Source organism: Paenibacillus sp. VT-400, from assembly GCF_001029205.1.
In the GTDB taxonomy this organism is placed as follows: Bacteria; Bacillota; Bacilli; order Paenibacillales; family Paenibacillaceae; genus Paenibacillus; species Paenibacillus amylolyticus.
In genome coordinates, this window is the sequence record NZ_LELF01000062.1 from 85,903 (window position 1) to 103,837 (window position 17,935).

Sequence of the window (17,935 nt, forward strand, 5' to 3'; positions counted from 1 at the left end):
GAGATGGTAAGAAGCCCCGTAACCTTGCATTCAATGCAGGTACGGGGCTTCTATTTCTTCATTTATTCACTGTATTTATACGTGCTCGCATTCAGGATATCCACGTGAACCACCACTTTTCCAAGCTTAAAACGTTGGAGTGGGTCCGCCCGGTTGTAGACTTCCTGTTTCCATAAGGGAAGGTTGTGGCGATATAAGTGTTCCACAAGACCGTATGAATCGATCTTGCGTTCCTTGGTTTTTTCAAACGTATCTCGGATTTGGGATTCGATCTGTTTCTCCGCTTCTTGTTCCATGGCATGAGGCGTACGCGGGGCTCCATGGTCCTCAATGATGGCACTTTTAACCGTAGTCGCCAGATCAAATGTTACGCCATCACCTTGCTTCCTCGCCGTGATTCTCGTCTTAGGATGATGAAGCATCAAAGTTAAGTCAGGAATTTTCCCACCATTCGCATATACATATAGTGGGTACTGATGTACACGCTCATAATTTACGTATCGTGTACCATCTGCGTCTGCTCCTGCAACTCTACCCTGACTTGTGCCTTTGGATATCACATAAAATCCATCCATTCTAACAAGGGGGGGCGTTTTATCGCCGTTGAACCAAGTCTCGTTCCTCGTTGACACCGAGGGTAAAAGAACGACAGAAGCGGGTTCCCGTAGTCCATCGAGTAGCTGATGGAGCCGGATAGGTTCGTAACCAGAATGCTGTTTGTATAGTCTCATGGGCTCAAATAATTCAATGGTCTGGGCGGATTGGTTCAACAATGCAGAGGGAGAGAGTACATCCGGAATGTTATGCTCTGTAGCGTAGATCCAGGGTGTATATCTCAATTGGCCTGAATGAAGAAGTGTATTAAAGATATCCTCCAGTCGACCATCCAAGACTCTTTTGGATAAAACAATAGCTTTAACATGAGTCCAGAGCGTTAGCTGCTGTGACGTTTCATACAAGTCGTTAATAGCCATGTTCAGTGTTGTACCCTCGCCCCGTCCAGTCCAGATATCCCTTGTCTCCCGGGAAGTTGGCGTTTCCTGTTTTGCAATACTGGAGAAGTCAATCAGTTGGGCATAAGCAATATACTGGTTGTCTACATAGTCAATTCCTATCGCCGTAATGAAGTTTATACTTTGCACCTCTTTGGAATCCCAGCACCCCGTTAGCAGGATCAAGCAGCTTATAAGAAGGCCGCTTATGGATGCCCATCGTTTCACGGACGTTTCCTCCGGCGAGTAGAATCCTGTGTATGAAGTGCTTCTGGGCGCTTGGTTCTTTTCATGGAAGGTGGCATGGATACGGCCTGAGTGAAGTCTCCGGGAATGTAGGGAGATACAGGTGACAGATAGGATACGCCATAACACTCCAAGGATACGAGATGCACCAACAGGGCCAATAGTCCGATCATAAAACCGAATAACCCAAGAATGGAAGAGATGAGTAACATCCCGATCCGAACATGGGCAGTAGCCCCGCTTAACACAGTATTCACGAGAATATAACTAGAGATGACCGAGATCGCAACCGTGACAATAATCGTAGGGGACGTAATCCCGGCTCTAATGGCAGCATCCCCAATAATAAGCCCGCCGACAACGCTGACCGTTTGCCCCAACGCACGTGGCAACCTACGCCCTGCTTCGTTGAATAGCTCGAACATAAAAATCATCAGGAACGCTTCCAACGTCACCGGCATGGGCAGGCCCATTCGAGTGCCAGCAATCGTTGCCAGAAGAGGCAGGGGAATCTGTTCCACATTGAAGCTGGTCAGGCCGATATAAAATCCTGGGAAGAAACAGGCAATCAGCAGTCCGGATATACGCAAAATTCGTTCGAAAGTAACGATGAAAAAGGGTGTACTTTCGTCCTCCGGAGACTTCAATTGATTGAAAAGTGTAGTTGGTGCGATGACCGCTACAGGAGAACCTTCAATGAGAACGGCAAAACGTCCGTTTAACAGGGAATCAACGACAAAATCAGGACGTTCGGTATTATCTGTGAGTGGAAAGATACTCCGAATCCCTCCCATGACAGCTCGCTCCATGATTGAGGTACCCAGAATGCCGTCGATCTCAATCTGATCCAGATTGTGCCGAGCTTCTTTCAGAATGTCTGGATTGATAATATCTTTTACATATAGAAGTCCAATGGCTGTCTGGGTACGACCGCCTTTGACATATTTCTCATAACACATCGAAGATGTTTTCATTCGTTTGCGTATAAGGGCTACGTTGGTAGTGAGTTCTTCGGTGAATCCGTCGCGCGGGCCTTTAACTGATGTTTCAATGGCTGATTCTTCTGGACTGCGTCCAGGGATATCAGCAATATCCACACTGCAGGACTGCACACCGTTACCGAAAATGATCAGTAGTTGTCCACTAAATATCAACATATTAAGCTTGTTAGTATCTGTGAGGTCATCCAGCGGATTCAAGGTTAATCCCAGTTCTTTAGGATGTGATTCCTCAATGATCAGAGAGTGCTTTTCTAGACGGGGAATAATAAATTGGTTAATTTGTTTACCGTCGACCAGACCGTCGCAATAAAGCAGAATTACGGGCTGATCAGATTCATCTTTGACAGGAAAGGTCTGAATAACGACATCTGCACATGGATTGAACTGCTCTTTCAAAGAGGCAAGCAGTGTCTCATGGGACGTGGTGTCAATCGCTTGATGCTCCATGATGTTTCCTCCTCTGATGGCGTGAATGGATAAAGGCAACCGTCGTTGCGATAATCGCAAGTCCGCTCAGATACACAAGATTGAACGGAAATATGTATTCGACCAGAAGCTTTTCGAAGGTCATATCATCCAGAGGATACAACATGGTTAGAATAAAGAAGACACCTAACGAGATACAACTGATAAGCCTTCTGGTAGAGCTCTTAATATTCCATATTTCTACTACAATATACATGGCGAGACTAATCCGGGTGAACGAGCCTGCGAGCCACTGGTAGATGGAAAAGAAGTCGGTCTGTGCGATGTATTTGCCCAAGGAGGCGATTCGCCATTCTTCAAAGGCGGGATATCGCATTTTGGCAGCCTCAAAAGGATCAAATTCCACAATAGCCCCGATGAGTGGGCCAACTGTTAGTCCCACAAGAATGAGTGCGAGCATCAGATACTGCCATACACGTATACGTTTGGTGAGGTGAGGCTGGATATACCAGATGAACAGCAGTTCAAACATGCCTGCAAGACTGTAAATCATGCCATTCAGCACCGGATGCCAGCCATGTTCTAACACAGGCAGTAGACGACTGTAATCCTTGTATTGAGTGTTCACAATGGCAACATAGAAGCCCAGCAGTACCACCAGTGGAAGGATCAATCCTGCCGTAAATGCCAGTGTGCGGATGCCTTTATATGCCCCGTAGGCACAGAGAGACATGAGGGCAATACTGGTTACCAGAATTGGCGTTTCTGTCAGGTAATTTGTTTTGGCCCAAGTCGTGGTATCGTGCAGGGTGAAATAGATTGCGCTCAGAAAAAAGAGACTGTTACCCACTCGAAAGAACAGGCCGATAGGCTTGCCGAGACGGGATGTTAACCATTCATGCAGGGTTTGATGCTGGAGGAAACGAGAGACATAGGCGAGCATTAGCGCAAAAATCAGAAATGGTCCGGCTGATAGCAGGACGGAAATCCAAGAATCCCTTTTGGCCGCAGCCAAAAGGGCAGGAATAATCAGAACATGGCTGATCAAGCCAACGGACAACATGATCAACATCATAGCTTGTAAAAAAGAAGGTTGTGTTCGTTTCATGCTGAGGGGTCCCCTTTTCCCAATAGACTGTCCTCAGCAGTGTTAACGTGATTGGAGCGCTTCATACCGTCAGTCGAAATAACGAATACCTATAGCTTCTCTTACCTCTAGCCTCGTTTCCCGAGCCGCTCTCCAGTCAAAATGGGGGGGTTGAGGAGGATGGGAGCGTATAACTCGTTGAACCGTCGAACCAACTTCCGCGCTGTCTCAATATGGGGAATCATGCTTTGATTCCACTGACCAGCTTATGTTTGCGACCGCTCATATTGGTGCCAAGCACACCGGCGATAATCAACAATGCACCAATATAGTGATAGCTACCCACTGGTTCATGCAATACCCATGCACCTCCTACGATGGAGATGAGCGTGGACAGATTGCTGAATACACTCATTTGCGAAGCCTCCAGATGGGTCAGGGCATAGCTCGCGAGCAGGGTTGAGATCATGGTGGAGAGAATTGCCAGATAAGCGAGTGCACCCAGATAGGATGTATCTCCAAGCGGTTTGATGTAGTCCATCATGGAACCGCTGGACGCATGCCGGATCAGGGAAGCGGCGTTAAATACAATACAGCCAACCATCAGTGTAACCCATGTTAATTCTATTGGTTTATATTTCTGGGTTAACGGTCTCGCAAGCACACCATACCCTGCAAAACAGACCGTGGAGAGTAGCAATAATGCAATACCCTTCAGGTTACTCATAGATACGCCGCTTCCTTGCATCATGAAAATAAAGACCACTCCAGCAACAGATAGAAGCAGGAATAGCTTCTGCATCGTGGATGTACGTTCCTTCAGGAAAACTGAAGCGAGAACGAGTGTGAATACAGGGGCCATGGCCTGAATAATTCCGGCTTCCGATGAGTTGGAAGAGACAAGTCCAAAGGCTTGAAAGGCAAAAAATAAGACGGGAGATAAAAGCCCCAGTGGAATGATTCGCCACAGATCACGAAGGCTCAGTCGGATTTTGATCCAGCCAAAAATGACAGGAATGCTGACAACGATCAACGACAGGGCGAATCGGTGGGCAAGCACATCGATTGGATGTGCAACCGTGACGGTCATTTTAACAAATAAAAAAGATAGACCGATAATAGCTGCGTACAATATAGCTGCGATATAAGCGTATCCCCGAGTGTGTGTTGTGTTCATGAATGCTCCTCCAATACAGTAGTCATAGCGCTTTATCTTTCATTATCCTGAATTATGTCAGGTTCGAGGCATGTGCTGGCCTTATTCAATATACTGCCAGGTGCATCGTGCTACAATAGATAAAAGGTTGAACTGTATCGGTACAGTTGTTGGAGAGGGATGTGTGCATTGAGAAAATACGAAGTGATTGCCGAAGCGTTAAAGCAATGGATTCAGGAACAGATGCAGCAGCAGGATCGTCGCCAGTGGGCAGATAAGGGCATTCGACTGCCAGCAGTTCGAGTTGTAGCAGAACAATATCAATGCAGTGTAAGCACGGCTATTCGTGCATATGAGTGGCTGGAACAGCGGCATTTGGTGTATGCCATACCTCAATCCGGTTATTATGCCGTACAGAACGGGACAGGTGCTCAGGACATGGACTGGCAGGGAGCGTTGGACTTCGCTTCGGCTGCTCCTGATCCACGGGTCTTCCCTTATGCAGACTTTCGTCATTGTGTGGATCAGGCGATGGAGAAGAAACAGGCAGAGTTATTTATGTATGGCACGGATCAGGGATTACCTTCGCTTATTCTGCTGTTGCAGAAGCAGTTTGCGGATTATCAAGTGTTTGCGAGAACAGAGCAGTTCTTTATCACGTCAGGTGTGCAACAGGCCCTGGCTGTACTTGCATTGATGCCTTTTCCCAATGGAAAGAGAAAAGTACTGCTTGAACTACCTACCTATCACAATATGCCCTCGCTACTGAGTGGATTAAATGTGCCGATTGCCGGTGTGAGACGTGCCCTGGATGGGCTGGACTGGGCATCGCTTGAACGTCAGTTCGCTGAGGGAGATATCAAGTTTTTCTATGTCATGCCACGCTTTCACAATCCGATTGGCACATCGTTGACTGTTGCTGACAAGAAGAGACTGATCCGGCTTGCACAGCGGTACGATGTCTATCTGGTGGAGGACGATTATCTGGCCGATCTGGAGGACAATACGAAACAGGACCCGCTATGGTCATATGATACCGAAGGCCGGGTCATCTATCTGAAGAGTTACTCCAAAATTTTGTTTCCAGGTCTGCGCATTGGTGTAGCTGTTCTGCCCTCACCCCTAATTCAATCTTTTGGGGCTTACAAAAAAATGCTCGATATCGACACTTCCGTTCTGTCTCAAGCTGCTCTGGAGATCTATGTCCACAGCGGAATGTTTGCTCATCACAGGAAAGTGATTCGTAACCGCTATGCTGCCCGGATGAATACGGTGCATGAGCAACTGGACACATATCCAGACTTTGCTCCATTTATGGAGGCTCCTCGAACAGGAGGGGAGCATACCGTATTACCTTTGGCGGGTGATATGCCGCTTCGTGTTCTGCTGTCCCGGCTTCAAAAGCGCGGAGTCATCGTTGATACGACTGAACGGTATTATCCGGAGGGAACATATCAGGTGCATCAGGATCAGATGCTGCGCTTAAACATCTCCAATGTGCCGAAGCAGCGAATCGAAGAAGGGATACAGAAGATCCGGGAGGAAATTTTGAAACTGCAGATCAGGCAGAAATAACTTGAAGAGTCGGAATGTTGTCCGTATATAACAAAAGGCGTCCACACAAGTTAATCACTTGTTGGACGCCTTTTCCATGAGTTGCTATCTATCAACGATGCAGCTTGTACGCTACATTGTGAATTGAAATAATCTAATTTATTCCTGAGCCATCGCTTTGAAGGAAGCTTCTGCGGCTTCTAATGTAGCCTGAACATCCTCGTCTGTATGAGCCGTGGTCAGGAACCAAGCCTCATATTTGGATGGAGCCAGGTTAATGCCGCGGTTCAGCATGTGACGGAAAAAGGAAGCGAACAGCTCTCCATCCGTGTCTTGAGCATGATCATAATTCGTAACCGGATGATTACAGAAATGGGTGGAGAACGCACCACGAATCCGGTTGATCGTCAGTGCAATGCCATGACGGTCAGCAGAAGCTTGCAGACCTGTCGTCAGGTCGATAGCAAGACGTTCCATCTCTTCATATACACCCGCGCCTTGCAAGACCTCCAGACATGCGATACCAGCTGAGATGGATGCAGGGTTACCGGCCATCGTTCCCGCCTGATAAGCAGGGCCGAGCGGAGCAACCTGCTCCATAACATGTTTGCGTCCGCCGTAAGCACCGATTGGCAGGCCACCACCAATAATTTTACCAAGAGCCGTCAGATCCGGTTCAATCTCTGCATGATTATCGAGTCCGACATACGTCTGAGTAGAACCGTAATGGAAACGGAAAGCCGTAATGACCTCGTCATAGATAACTAGGGAGCCGTTAGCACGTGTCATGGCACAGAGGCCTTCCAGGAAGCCAGGCTCCGGCATAACCATACCGAAGTTCCCAACGATCGGTTCAACCATGACCGCGGCGACATCATCACCCCAGCGCTCCAAAGCATCCTTCAGGGCTTCCAGATCATTGTAGGGCACAGTAATGACTTCTTGAGCAATACTGGCTGGAACTCCCGCACTGTCAGGAATTCCGAGCGTAGACGGGCCTGAACCGGCAGCGACAAGCACCAGATCGGAGTGACCATGGTAACATCCGGCGAATTTTACGATCTTGTTGCGTTTGGTGTAGGCACGAGCGACCCGAATCGTAGTCATGACCGCCTCCGTACCGGAGTTTACAAAACGCACTTTATCCATGGAAGGAATGGCTTCCTTCAGCATTTTGGCGAGCTTGATCTCAAGTTCAGTCGGGGTACCGTATAGCACGCCATTTGCCGCTGCTTCCGTAATGGCCTGTGTAATATGCGGGTGGGCATGTCCTGTAACAATTGGACCGTAAGCGGCCAGATAATCAATATAACGGTTGTCATCGACATCCCAGAAGTGTGCCCCTTGGGCTTTTTTCATAAATACAGGTGCACCACCACCAACGGCTTTGAATGAGCGTGAAGGGCTGTTAACACCTCCTACAATATGTTCAAGTGCTTCTGCGTATAGAAGTTCGGAACGGGAACGTGATGTATTCATAAGATAACTTCCTTTCGTAATGCAAAATATGATAAAGAAACAAGCCACAGAAAGATATGATGATTTTCTCATAATAGTATAGCCGGGCACAACGAGAGGGCAGCGTAATGGCTGCCCTCTGCATGTTTAGATTACTGAGCCGGTTGCTCTGACTTCTGATCGTCACCACTGGCTGTTTTATCTTCGGTGCTGGTTGTACTATCATCCGTTGTAGCAGGCGGGTGAATAATATCCTGAATATGCTGCTTCAATTTCTCTTCATTGGTAACCGTCAATACTTGCGCACCGCCTGCTGTACGTTCTTCTTTCAGCAGGTTCATTGGCGGAATCTGCTCACTGCCGTTCATGCTGCTCTGGTATCCGAGTCCACCCAGCTTCCACATGTCGGAGAGTGTTAGATTTGTATCTACGTAAGGATTAACCTGTTCCAGAATGGCAGGCAGTTTGGCAATGGTAGTTGTTGACTGCATTTTCGCTGTTACAGCTTTCAGCAATTCACGCTGACGTTCGGACCGAGCGAAATCCGACATCGCATCATGACGGAAACGAACGTACATGAGCGCTGTCTCGCCATCCAGATGCTGATATCCTTTTTTGAGATCAATATCGTATTCGTTATTGTCTGCTTTACTTGTATAGTGCATGTCTTTCTCCACATCAAAATCAACACCGCCAACGGCATCCACCAATTTGATGAATCCCTGGAAATCCGTATACACATAATACTGTACAGGAATGCCGAGCAGGTCGCCGGCAGCTTGCATCGCTGCATTAGGGCCATGGGTGATAGCGGTGTTGATCCGCTCTTTGCCATATCCGTCAATATTGACGTAAGTGTCGCGCAGAATGGAGAACAGATTGATTTTTTTGGTCAGTGGGTCGAGCGATACAACCATCATGCTGTCGGAGCGAGGAACTTCACCTTTTTTCAATCCACGTGCATCGACACCCATAACGAGAATATTTACCGTTTCTGTGCCTTCCCATTTGGGTGGATCAGGAGTATTTACTTTCTCCACATTTTCGATGCCTGCAAATGGTGAATCGTCGCCGTCCTTTGCCAAACCGTCCAACTGATTGAGAATAGAACCGAAATAATATGCCGCTGCTCCTCCAATAATTAACACGAAGGCGGCAAGAGAAATCCATATGGTTCTCTTCGTCTTTCTGGTCATGCTAGCTCTCCTTTGTATTTGAGATGAAATAAAAAAACGAGTTCGAGTATTCAAGTAAGATCTAGTCGGAGCTTTCCGTACACATCTTTTCCCAACATAAGGGCAGGACGCGGCTCCAGACTATTTTAAAGCTTGCTGAATTTTGACTGATACCATTATAATTTCTTTTTGGGCTACAAGCAATTTCAACAAAATCCAAGTGAGGTATAATCATGCTGGCGATTGATGTCAAAGATTTGCGCAAGTCGTTTAGCGTCCAGAAAAGCCGAGGTGGGCTGAAGGGCGCATTCCAGGACCTGTTTGCACGTCAATACCAAGAGGTATTGGCTGTAAATGATATTTCGTTTCAGATTCCGCAGGGTGAAATATGCGGATATATTGGGGAGAACGGTGCCGGTAAATCAACAACGATCAAGATGTTGACCGGCATTTTGGTGCCTACTTCAGGGCAAATATCAGTTGGTGGATATGTTCCGTATCAGGAACGGGAGAAGTTTGTACAGAATATAGGTGTTGTTTTTGGTCAGCGCAGTCAATTGTGGTGGGATATTGGTGTTATCGAATCCTTCCATTTATTGCGCAAAGTATATCGTGTCGGAGAGGTCGATTTCCGTAAACGGCTGGATGAACTGGTTGAGCGGTTGCAGCTTCAGGATCTGTTAAGCCGTCCCGTACGGAAGCTCAGTCTTGGTCAGCGTATGCGCTGCGAGTTAGTGGCAGCCTTGTTGCATAATCCGAGTATTGTTTTCCTGGACGAGCCAACTATTGGTTTGGATATTGTGGTGAAGTCGGAAATTCGGGATTTCTTGAAAGACATGAACAAGGAGCATGGAACGACCATTCTGCTCACAACCCATGATTTGCAGGACATTGAGGCACTGTGTTCCCGGGTGATCATGCTTGATGCAGGCAACATCATTTATGATGGAGGTCTGGATCATCTCAAGTCCCAGTGGGGTAAGGAGCGGGAGATCCGCTTCAAGTTTGGTTCAGCTCACAACATCAGTCAGATGCAGGAATGGACTGCTGCGTTGCCTGTACGTTGGACGGTTGAGAATGAATTGTCCGCATCCGTATGGATTCCGCTGGAACTGAATGTTTCGGATGTACTCGGACGTGTCGTTGGACAAGCCGATATTACCGATATTCAGATTATTGAGATCAACACGGATGAGATTGTGCGCAGTATTTACCAATCCGGTTCCGCCGAGCGTCCCGAGATTGTGGGAGCAGGGAAAGAAGCGGTGGGTGTATCCTGAGATGAATAGTGCATTTATTGATTTTATGCGCATCCGTTTTCTAACGATGCTGGCATACCGGGTGAATTATTACTCCGGCATTTTGATATATACGCTGAATATCGGCGTGTATTACTTTACCTGGCAAGCCATTTACGGTAGCAGTGGTGAACTCGGCGGCTTCACGGCAGCGCAGATGACCACTTACATCGCTGTATCCTGGATGGCACGTGCTTTTTACTTTAACAACCTGGACCGGGAGATTGCCGCAGACATACGGGATGGATCCATTGCGATTCAATTCATCAGACCGATCAATTACGTTATGGTCAAAATGATGCAGGGTCTTGGCGAAGGTATTTTCCGCTTCCTGCTGCTCATGATTCCGGGGATGCTCATTGCCATTCTGCTGTTCCCGGTTGAATTGCCTACGGCGCCATCGGCGTGGATTGGCTTTCTCGTCATGCTGTTCTTCAGTTTCCTCATTAATTCCCAGATTAATGTGATAACGGGACTGGCGGCATTCTTTGTGGAAAACAATGAAGGCATGATGCGTATGAAACGCGTCGTGGTTGATTTGTTCTCCGGTCTAATCATCCCGATCAGCCTGTATCCAGGCTGGATGTCTGCGGTGATGAAAGTATTGCCTTTTCAGGCCATTACGTATCTGCCCGGTTCCGTGTTCACTGGAAGAGTGGAAGGTACCGCCATCTGGAGTGTACTCGGTATTCAGGTGTTCTGGTTTGCCGTACTGCTGCTTCCGATGGTATTGATCTGGCGTAAGGCGCGCAAGCGTCTGTTCGTGCAAGGGGGATAACAGATATGTACTATATGGGTCTGATCTGGGAATATTTGAAGAATTACATGAAAACACGACTCACGTACCGTGCTGATTTCTGGGTGGAGATCCTATCGGATCTGCTGTTCCAGGCAACCAACCTGATCTTTATCTTTGTGGTCTTTCGCCATACGGATAACCTTGGCGGCTGGAGTGAGAGTGAAGTGCTCTTTGTTTATGGATATTTTATGGTGCCCTATGGCATCTTCAGTTGTTTTATCAATCTGTGGGGATTCAGTGAGCGGTACATCGTCAAAGGTGAGATGGATCGGATCCTGACACGTCCAGCACATAACCTGTTCCAGATATTGCTTGAAAATGTAGATCCGCCTGCACTCGTGGGCTCGTTTATCGGCTTGATCATCATGATCTTCAGTGGCGCAGAGATGGGTCTGATGCTGGAGTGGTGGCATATCCCTGCCTTAATTATATTGGCACTCAGCTCGGTCATGATCTATGCGGGCATCTATACCACATTGACTTCACTATCCTTTTATTCGGACGCGCCGACAGGTATCCTGCCGTTGATGTATAACATTCAAGGATATGGACGCTACCCGGTAACGATCTATAACCGTGCCATTCAGGTGCTGTTAACCTGGATCATTCCGTTTGCCTTCGTGGGGATCTATCCCGCAGCGTTGTTCCTGGAGAGGTCCGAGATGCATCGCATGGCGTTGCTTACACCTGTGATGGGATTGGTGTTTGGCTCGATGGGCTTGCTGTTGTGGAATTTTGGCGTGAAGCGGTATCGCGGAGCAGGTTCATAATAACGCCCTATAACAATTCATGGGGGAGATTAGGGAGGAACTGACATGACGTTAAATGTAGGCGAATTGGCACCGGATTTTGAGCTTCCGTCCAGTACGGGAGAATCGGTTAAGCTTTCGGATTACCGCGGACAGCGGGTGCTGCTTTATTTTTACCCCAAGGATATGACCTCGTCCTGTACGCAACAAGCTTGTGATTTTCGGGATCGACATGCTGAATTTGAAGGGCTGAACACGGTCATTTTCGGAATCAGTACCGATCCGATGAAACAACATGACAAGTTTATCGCCAAATACGGACTGCCGTTCACCTTGTTATCGGATGAAGAGCACGTTGTAGCCGAGCAATACGGTGTATGGCAGCTGAAGAAAATGTATGGCAAGGAGTACATGGGTATGGTTCGCTCCACTTTTCTAATTGATGAAGAGGGGAAATTGATCAAGGACTGGTCCAAAGTTCGGGTCAAAGGACATATCGAGGCTGCGCTTGAGGCTTTGAAGACATTGTAATAAATGATTTAGACAGGTGTGAATAAATACATCTTATCCGTTTCATCATTAAAGGCTGTGCTTCGCGGAATTTACCGTGAACACAGCCTTTTTAGGTGGGCAATCGTTTTTGATTGGTTGAATTGTTCTTGCTCTTGCCAGAACGAAGCCGATGCACGAGCAGAAGGAATAGCGGAATAATAAAGCTTACCGTGATATCCCAATCCACCCAAGCGGGCATGATCGTATTGGTGTAGAAAATGACATTGGGAGAAATCAGTACAGCTAAAGCGAATAATAACATCGCTGATGGCAGGATGAGAGGTTTATATGTCTTTAACCGAAATAGCTGAGCTGTTCCAACGACAAAGGAGAACATATACAGCAGACTCTTGAAATAGGTAGCAATTAACCAAGCAGTCGCCATGAACGCCTCAATTCGCTCGAAAAAGTTGCCGATATTAATTTTCTGGGACAGGGTGTAGGAGATGTAGATGTCGTGTTGGGTCAGAAAGGGGCCAAATATCATCAGTGAAATGACCAACAATGTGGTTAGTAACAGCCCTCCACATAAAGTAGCGAGTAACATGTCACGTTTGATGTGAGGCCCGGCCATCACATAAGGAAGAACCATGGTGATCACGATTAGTTCACCAAAGGAAGTGAATGCCCCTCTAATGACAGACTGCATCAGATGAAGCCAAGGGGTGTCCAAGTAAGGCTGTAGATTTGAACTGTTTACTTTGGGCATCAGCCCCAGAAATAATAGAATCATAAATGCAACAACGATTGGAGTCAGCATTTCACTGCTTCCTCCTATTGTATGCAAACCATGCATAAGCCCCCAGACCAGAGCGCACATAAGGATAATTAGAATGACCCGGATGGGGGTCTGAAGGTAGATCTGTGTGGTCATGAAGTCACCGACTTCACGGATACATATGACAGCGCCTATGGCGAAATAAAATAGATATGCAGCTGCCAAAACAGATCCTGCCCACCGGCCAAGTATTTTTTGGCAGATTTCAATAAGGGAAAGATCAGGGTGTGTCTGATGAAGTTTGTATAGCACCCACATGATAAGTATGCCGATCGGTTGACCGATAAGAGAACAGATCCATGCATCCTGTTTACCGGAAGCAGTAACCACGGAGGGATAGAGTAGAATCATGTCCCCAATCATGACGAGAAAGGTAAGGACTGCAAATTGCCTAATGGTGATTTTCTCCTTAATTAACATAGACACCGTTCTCCTTCTCTATATTCAGCATGGATGATATTCATGGATGAAATCCATCTTTCCATCCACACCAGGCTCCTTCCCTCAAAAAAAGCACTCATTCCTGTGAGGAATTGTTTGGAGTAACCGATGATTTTCTGTAAGACTTGAGCAATTGTATCAGCAGAAGACAGCCCGGCAGAATGATCCCCAGTGTGGTATCCCAGTCTACCCAATATGGAACAATGGTGATCACGATAAAAGTAATGCTTGGTGAGATCAGATTGGCTAATCCGAACACAAGTAAGGACGCAGGGAGTACCAGCATCTGATACTGCTTAAGCTTGAACAGTTCCGCACAACCAACAATAAAGGCGTATAAGTATATCATCGCTTTGAAGTACGTAGAGATCAGCCAGGAAGAAGCCATAATGGCTTCAATACGTTCAAAAAAGCTCCCAATACTAATTTTCTGGGACAAAACAAAAGAAGCATATATGTTATGTTGCGTAAGAAAGGCACCCAAGACCAGCAGAGATATGGTAACGAGCGTTGCCAATACCAAGCTGCCTAAACCAGCTGCAATAATTACGTCCCGTGTTCGATGAGCCTGCTTGGCAACATAGGGTAGTATCATCATGATGGGAACGACTTCACCGATCGGATATATAATGCTTACCAGAATGCCTTGCGAGATAGAGACAACACCCGTATCACTTACTGGCTTCAAATTTCTAGTATCAATCTGAGGAAGCAGGCAGACTGCAAGGACGACAATAAACACAATAACGACGGGCATCAGTAGTTCACTGCTTCGCCCCATCGTCTCTAATCCGTGAGACACTCCCCAGGCGATCACGATGACAAACATCAGAATGATGATGCGAATGGGAGTGTACGGGAAGATTTGAGTGGTCATGAAATCGCCGACTTCTCTCGTATGCGTGGAAGCACCAATAATGAAAAAGAACAGGTAAAAGCAGGAAAAGAAAGTACCTGGCCAGAACCCTAGAATGCTTCGTGCCATCTGCACCAGATTTTTTTCTGGGTGCATGCTACATAGCTTCAGGAACATGGCCATCAGTGCCATCCCCAGAGGAACGCCTATAAAAGCACAAATCCAGGAGTCTTGTTTGGCATAGGACGTGATGACCGAGGGGTAGATCAGCATCATATCCCCGACCACCATCATAAAGATGAGAGTGGTCAATTGTCTTGTTCCAAGGCGCCCCTGTTCCAGCATAATGGTCCTCTCCTTTTTCTAGGTTCCCGTCAGATGTGCCAGGAATTGATTAACAGGTTCATAGATCCACATGATGATATAGAGCGGACTGGGGAAATCCCACAGGTTGGCTGCAATCACACTGAACCCTGTGGCTATGACGAGCATTCCGCTGTACACAACTGTTTCCCTCCATTCCTTGCGACGGATGAGACCTGGAAGATCAACCATGCCTACGAGGCCCCCTATGACAATGACAGTAATTGTAATTAACATCCGGTCTCACTCCTTCAAATCCTCCTTGAATGAATCATCCAGTGTACCTACACGTTTGATCTGTACATTGGCTTCATACTTAACATCCAGATTTTCAAAATATTGATCCCAATCCTTCTCAATCTTTTTAAAAAATTTAGGATCGGCATGATACACTTCCTGACCAAATCCAAAAATGTCAATATGGAACTTTCGCCGCACTGAATTCACGGAGTTTTCCATCAGGTCTATCAGTCGCTCCTCACTGTCCTTTTCCAACTCTTTGAGCGTCTTCATTGAACCAATTCTGATTCCGCACTCTACTGCACCAATGGAAGACACATTTTTGAGTTTGATGTGGATCACAGGCTGGTCGTCAATGACCTTTGCTTTTCGTTGGGTCTTGGTACGGAGAGCTTTGAACGTCACATTTCCTCCCTTTCGGCAAGGCATGTGACTGATGGTAGACACCACATTGTCGCGAATGTAGTTGTATCCTTTCGATTCATCTTCCGTTAACCAGCCGATCAGTTTGTCCTTTTTGAAGATGCTTAATCCCGTAGAATACAGTCGGGCGGGAGATTTGATTGTCGCAATATTATCTTTGCTTCCGCTTCTTGCTAAATTGCCAACAACCTCTACACCAGTGATTACAGGCTGTATTCCAGGCGTCAGCATATATTCAATTAATTGGTCTCCGGTTACGGTTGTTGTGGGAGACCAGGTCTTGGCAGACACGTCCAAAGAATTAAATAACTTCTCCGCAGGAATGTTTTCCAATGGAGTAAGTACGTCCAGTACTTTGGAAGCTGTAGTATTTCGTGCAACCATGACGTAATAATCGGGTCTAGCAGTAGGTTCCCTCATTAACGCTTCCATGACATCGTAGATGCCCTCTTTGCGTGCATATTCTTCTCCGAACACCAGTACACGGATATGTGCCATGAATATGCGGCGTGGGCTTGTCTCGGTCAGCTTTTGAATTGCTTCAAACAGCGTGGGCGCGGACGCTTCGTACAGCGTGACAGGAGTACCATTGCCTCCCCCTGATTTGGAGGATACTTCATTCGGCACGACGACCTGAGCACTCACTTTAATCAAATCGCCATCCTTGTCTACACCAAGACCCAGCATAATGCCAAGTTCATTCAGTTCCTGGCGATCCCAGCATCCGGTAAGGAGAGGGAGCAGGAATACAATGCATACAATTAATCGGAAGCACTTGTTCATACGTTCTTCTCCTTACCGAATTAACGCTTCATTTTTTTGCTAGCTTGTCGGATTTTGTTCGGGGTACCCGTAGAGAATGGACGTGTTTTCATATGGGACCAGGGTACACGAAACAGCGTATCTTTCAGATCTTTCTGAATTAGAGGTGCAAAGGGGGACATATACGGTACGCCAAAAGAACGCAAGCTACACAGGTGTGTAACCGTAATGAGCAGAACAATTAGAATACCGTAGAAACCAAAAGCTGCCGCGAGTATCATCAATACAAATCGCAAAATTCGGACAGAGATAGAAAGTCCATTCTCTGGAATGACATAACTGGATATGGCCGTTATGGAAACGATAATAACCATTGCAGCGGAGACAACTCCTGCATCTACGGCTGCTTGGCCAATCACCAGTGTTCCGACAATGGAAACGGCCTGACCGACCGTTTTTGGAATACGTATACCTGCTTCTCGCAAAATTTCATAGGTCAGTTCCATCAGTATGGCTTCAATGAATGCGGGAAAAGGAACGCCCTCACGTTGAGCCGCCAGACTAATGAGCATATTGGTGGGCAACATTTCCTGGTGAAAGGTGGTAATGGCAATATAGAAGGATGGAGCTAGTAAAGCGATAAAAAAGGATAGATAACGAATCAAGCGAATCAATGTGCTGATATCGGCCCGTTGATAGTAATCCTCCGGCGATTGGAAGAAATGCACGAACAAGGCGGGAACCAGCAGCACAAAAGGCGTACCATCCACGATGATGGCTACTCTGCCCTCAAGTAAGGCAGCACAAACCGTATCTGGACGTTCACTATTGTAAACCGTGGGGAATAACGTTCTGGTTTCGTCTTGTACAAGTTCCTCGATGTACCCGCTCTCCAGAATCCCGTCAATATCGATCTCATCGAGCCTGCGCCTTAGTTCCTCTACCACTTCTGGATCAACGGTATGCTTCAGATATAAGACCGCAACCCTTGTTTTGGTGACACGACCAATCTCCTTTTCTTCGATCCAGAGATGAGGGTCACGAATGCGTTTGCGAATCAAGGATGTATTTGTACGCAAATTTTCATTAAATCCCTCCATAGGACCCCGAACAACGGTCTGTGAGATGGGTTCACCAACAGCGCGGTCTTCCCACCCAGCTGCGGCAATTTTCAATCCTCGTGCACAGCCTTCGAGTAGCAGGATGGCCGAACCGGACAGGAGAGCATTAAGCACATCTTCCATGTCATCCACAAATGTTACATTGCTCGCAGCCAGAATGTCATTCTGGAGGTAGCTCAGATGCTCATCATCTGCAGAGAATTCCGGAAGTTCATGTGTCTTTAACAGGGATTCCAGGATGGAATGATTCAGAATCTGCACATCCACTAATCCATCAATGTACAACATGACTGCAGGCCATTTATGTAAACACTGGAGAGGACGCATCATCAAGTCGTTGCTGTTCCCCATCACTTGCTTGCAGTATTCCATATTTTCGCTTAGATCCGGAGAGATTTGCCTCTGATCTTGGCGTTCCAGCGACGATTCACTCATGCCTTCACCTCCCTATACACCCT

General features: G+C 47.0%; 16 protein-coding genes. 5 read left to right on the forward strand and 11 right to left on the reverse strand.

Annotation, left to right across the window (positions count from 1 at the left end; genetic code table 11):
• Positions 1 to 62 precede the first annotated feature (62 nt).
• From EL84_RS30770 to EL84_RS08885, 4 genes are all read right to left on the reverse strand, one after another.
• Positions 63 to 1,220, reverse strand: coding sequence for a Ger(x)C family spore germination protein (locus tag EL84_RS30770; RefSeq protein WP_053061433.1), 1,158 nt, complete (start codon positions 1,218 to 1,220; stop codon positions 63 to 65).
• Complete coding sequence (locus EL84_RS08875; RefSeq protein WP_047841424.1) at positions 1,217 to 2,686, reverse strand: spore germination protein; 1,470 nt, start codon at positions 2,684 to 2,686, stop codon at positions 1,217 to 1,219. The genes EL84_RS30770 and EL84_RS08875 overlap by 4 nt, the downstream gene beginning before the upstream one ends.
• Positions 2,667 to 3,773, reverse strand: coding sequence for a GerAB/ArcD/ProY family transporter (locus EL84_RS08880; protein WP_047841425.1), 1,107 nt, complete (start codon positions 3,771 to 3,773; stop codon positions 2,667 to 2,669). The genes EL84_RS08875 and EL84_RS08880 overlap by 20 nt, the downstream gene beginning before the upstream one ends.
• 220 nt (positions 3,774 to 3,993) lie before the next feature.
• Positions 3,994 to 4,929 (reverse strand): DMT family transporter, encoded by a 936-nt coding sequence (locus EL84_RS08885; RefSeq protein ID WP_047841426.1) that lies wholly within the window; start codon positions 4,927 to 4,929, stop codon positions 3,994 to 3,996.
• Between the two features lie 159 nt (positions 4,930 to 5,088).
• Between EL84_RS08885 and EL84_RS08890 the strand changes: the two genes are divergently transcribed.
• Positions 5,089 to 6,483, forward strand: coding sequence for a PLP-dependent aminotransferase family protein (locus EL84_RS08890; RefSeq protein ID WP_053061434.1), 1,395 nt, complete (start codon positions 5,089 to 5,091; stop codon positions 6,481 to 6,483).
• Positions 6,484 to 6,621: 138 nt separating this feature from the next.
• Here EL84_RS08890 and EL84_RS08895 read toward each other — a convergent pair whose 3' ends face one another.
• Together EL84_RS08895 and EL84_RS08900 are read right to left on the reverse strand one after the other, a co-directional pair.
• Positions 6,622 to 7,941: a glutamate-1-semialdehyde 2,1-aminomutase gene (locus EL84_RS08895; protein WP_047841427.1), complete on the reverse strand. Its 1,320-nt coding sequence runs from the start codon at positions 7,939 to 7,941 to the stop codon at positions 6,622 to 6,624.
• Positions 7,942 to 8,072: 131 nt separating this feature from the next.
• Positions 8,073 to 9,116 (reverse strand): LCP family protein, encoded by a 1,044-nt coding sequence (locus EL84_RS08900; RefSeq protein ID WP_047841428.1) that lies wholly within the window; start codon positions 9,114 to 9,116, stop codon positions 8,073 to 8,075.
• A gap of 212 nt (positions 9,117 to 9,328) precedes the next feature.
• On the opposite strand from EL84_RS08900, the gene EL84_RS08905 reads away from it, so the two are divergent.
• From EL84_RS08905 to bcp, 4 genes are read left to right on the forward strand one after another with little or no spacing between them, the layout of a single operon-like run.
• Entirely contained in the window at positions 9,329 to 10,375 is a 1,047-nt protein-coding gene (locus EL84_RS08905; RefSeq protein WP_036614079.1) for an ATP-binding cassette domain-containing protein, read from the forward strand.
• Position 10,376: 1 nt separating this feature from the next.
• A complete protein-coding gene (locus tag EL84_RS08910) occupies positions 10,377 to 11,171 on the forward strand; it encodes an ABC transporter permease (RefSeq protein ID WP_036614077.1) in 795 nt (264 codons plus the stop codon).
• 5 nt (positions 11,172 to 11,176) lie between these two features.
• The gene (locus EL84_RS08915; protein WP_036614076.1) at positions 11,177 to 11,962 is read left to right on the forward strand and encodes an ABC transporter permease; all 786 of its coding nucleotides are present in this window, start codon (positions 11,177 to 11,179) and stop codon (positions 11,960 to 11,962) included.
• Positions 11,963 to 12,007: 45 nt separating this feature from the next.
• Complete coding sequence (gene bcp, locus EL84_RS08920; protein WP_047841429.1) at positions 12,008 to 12,472, forward strand: thioredoxin-dependent thiol peroxidase; 465 nt, start codon at positions 12,008 to 12,010, stop codon at positions 12,470 to 12,472.
• 91 nt (positions 12,473 to 12,563) lie between these two features.
• On the opposite strand, the gene EL84_RS08925 is transcribed toward bcp, so the two are convergent.
• The 5 genes from EL84_RS08925 to EL84_RS08945 all read right to left on the reverse strand — a co-directional run bounded on the left by EL84_RS08925 (position 12,564) and on the right by EL84_RS08945 (position 17,912).
• On the reverse strand, positions 12,564 to 13,691 hold the full coding sequence (locus EL84_RS08925; RefSeq protein ID WP_047841430.1) for a GerAB/ArcD/ProY family transporter: 1,128 nt from the start codon (positions 13,689 to 13,691) through the stop codon (positions 12,564 to 12,566).
• A 97-nt stretch (positions 13,692 to 13,788) separates the two neighbouring features.
• Complete coding sequence (locus EL84_RS08930) at positions 13,789 to 14,913, reverse strand: GerAB/ArcD/ProY family transporter (protein ID WP_047841431.1); 1,125 nt, start codon at positions 14,911 to 14,913, stop codon at positions 13,789 to 13,791.
• A gap of 18 nt (positions 14,914 to 14,931) precedes the next feature.
• Entirely contained in the window at positions 14,932 to 15,168 is a 237-nt protein-coding gene (locus tag EL84_RS08935; protein WP_047841432.1) for a hypothetical protein, read from the reverse strand.
• 6 nt (positions 15,169 to 15,174) lie between these two features.
• Positions 15,175 to 16,377, reverse strand: a complete 1,203-nt coding sequence (locus EL84_RS08940) for a Ger(x)C family spore germination protein (RefSeq protein ID WP_047841433.1) — start codon at positions 16,375 to 16,377, stop codon at positions 15,175 to 15,177.
• 20 nt (positions 16,378 to 16,397) lie between these two features.
• A complete protein-coding gene (locus EL84_RS08945) occupies positions 16,398 to 17,912 on the reverse strand; it encodes a spore germination protein (RefSeq protein ID WP_047841434.1) in 1,515 nt (504 codons plus the stop codon).
• Positions 17,913 to 17,935 lie beyond the last annotated feature (23 nt).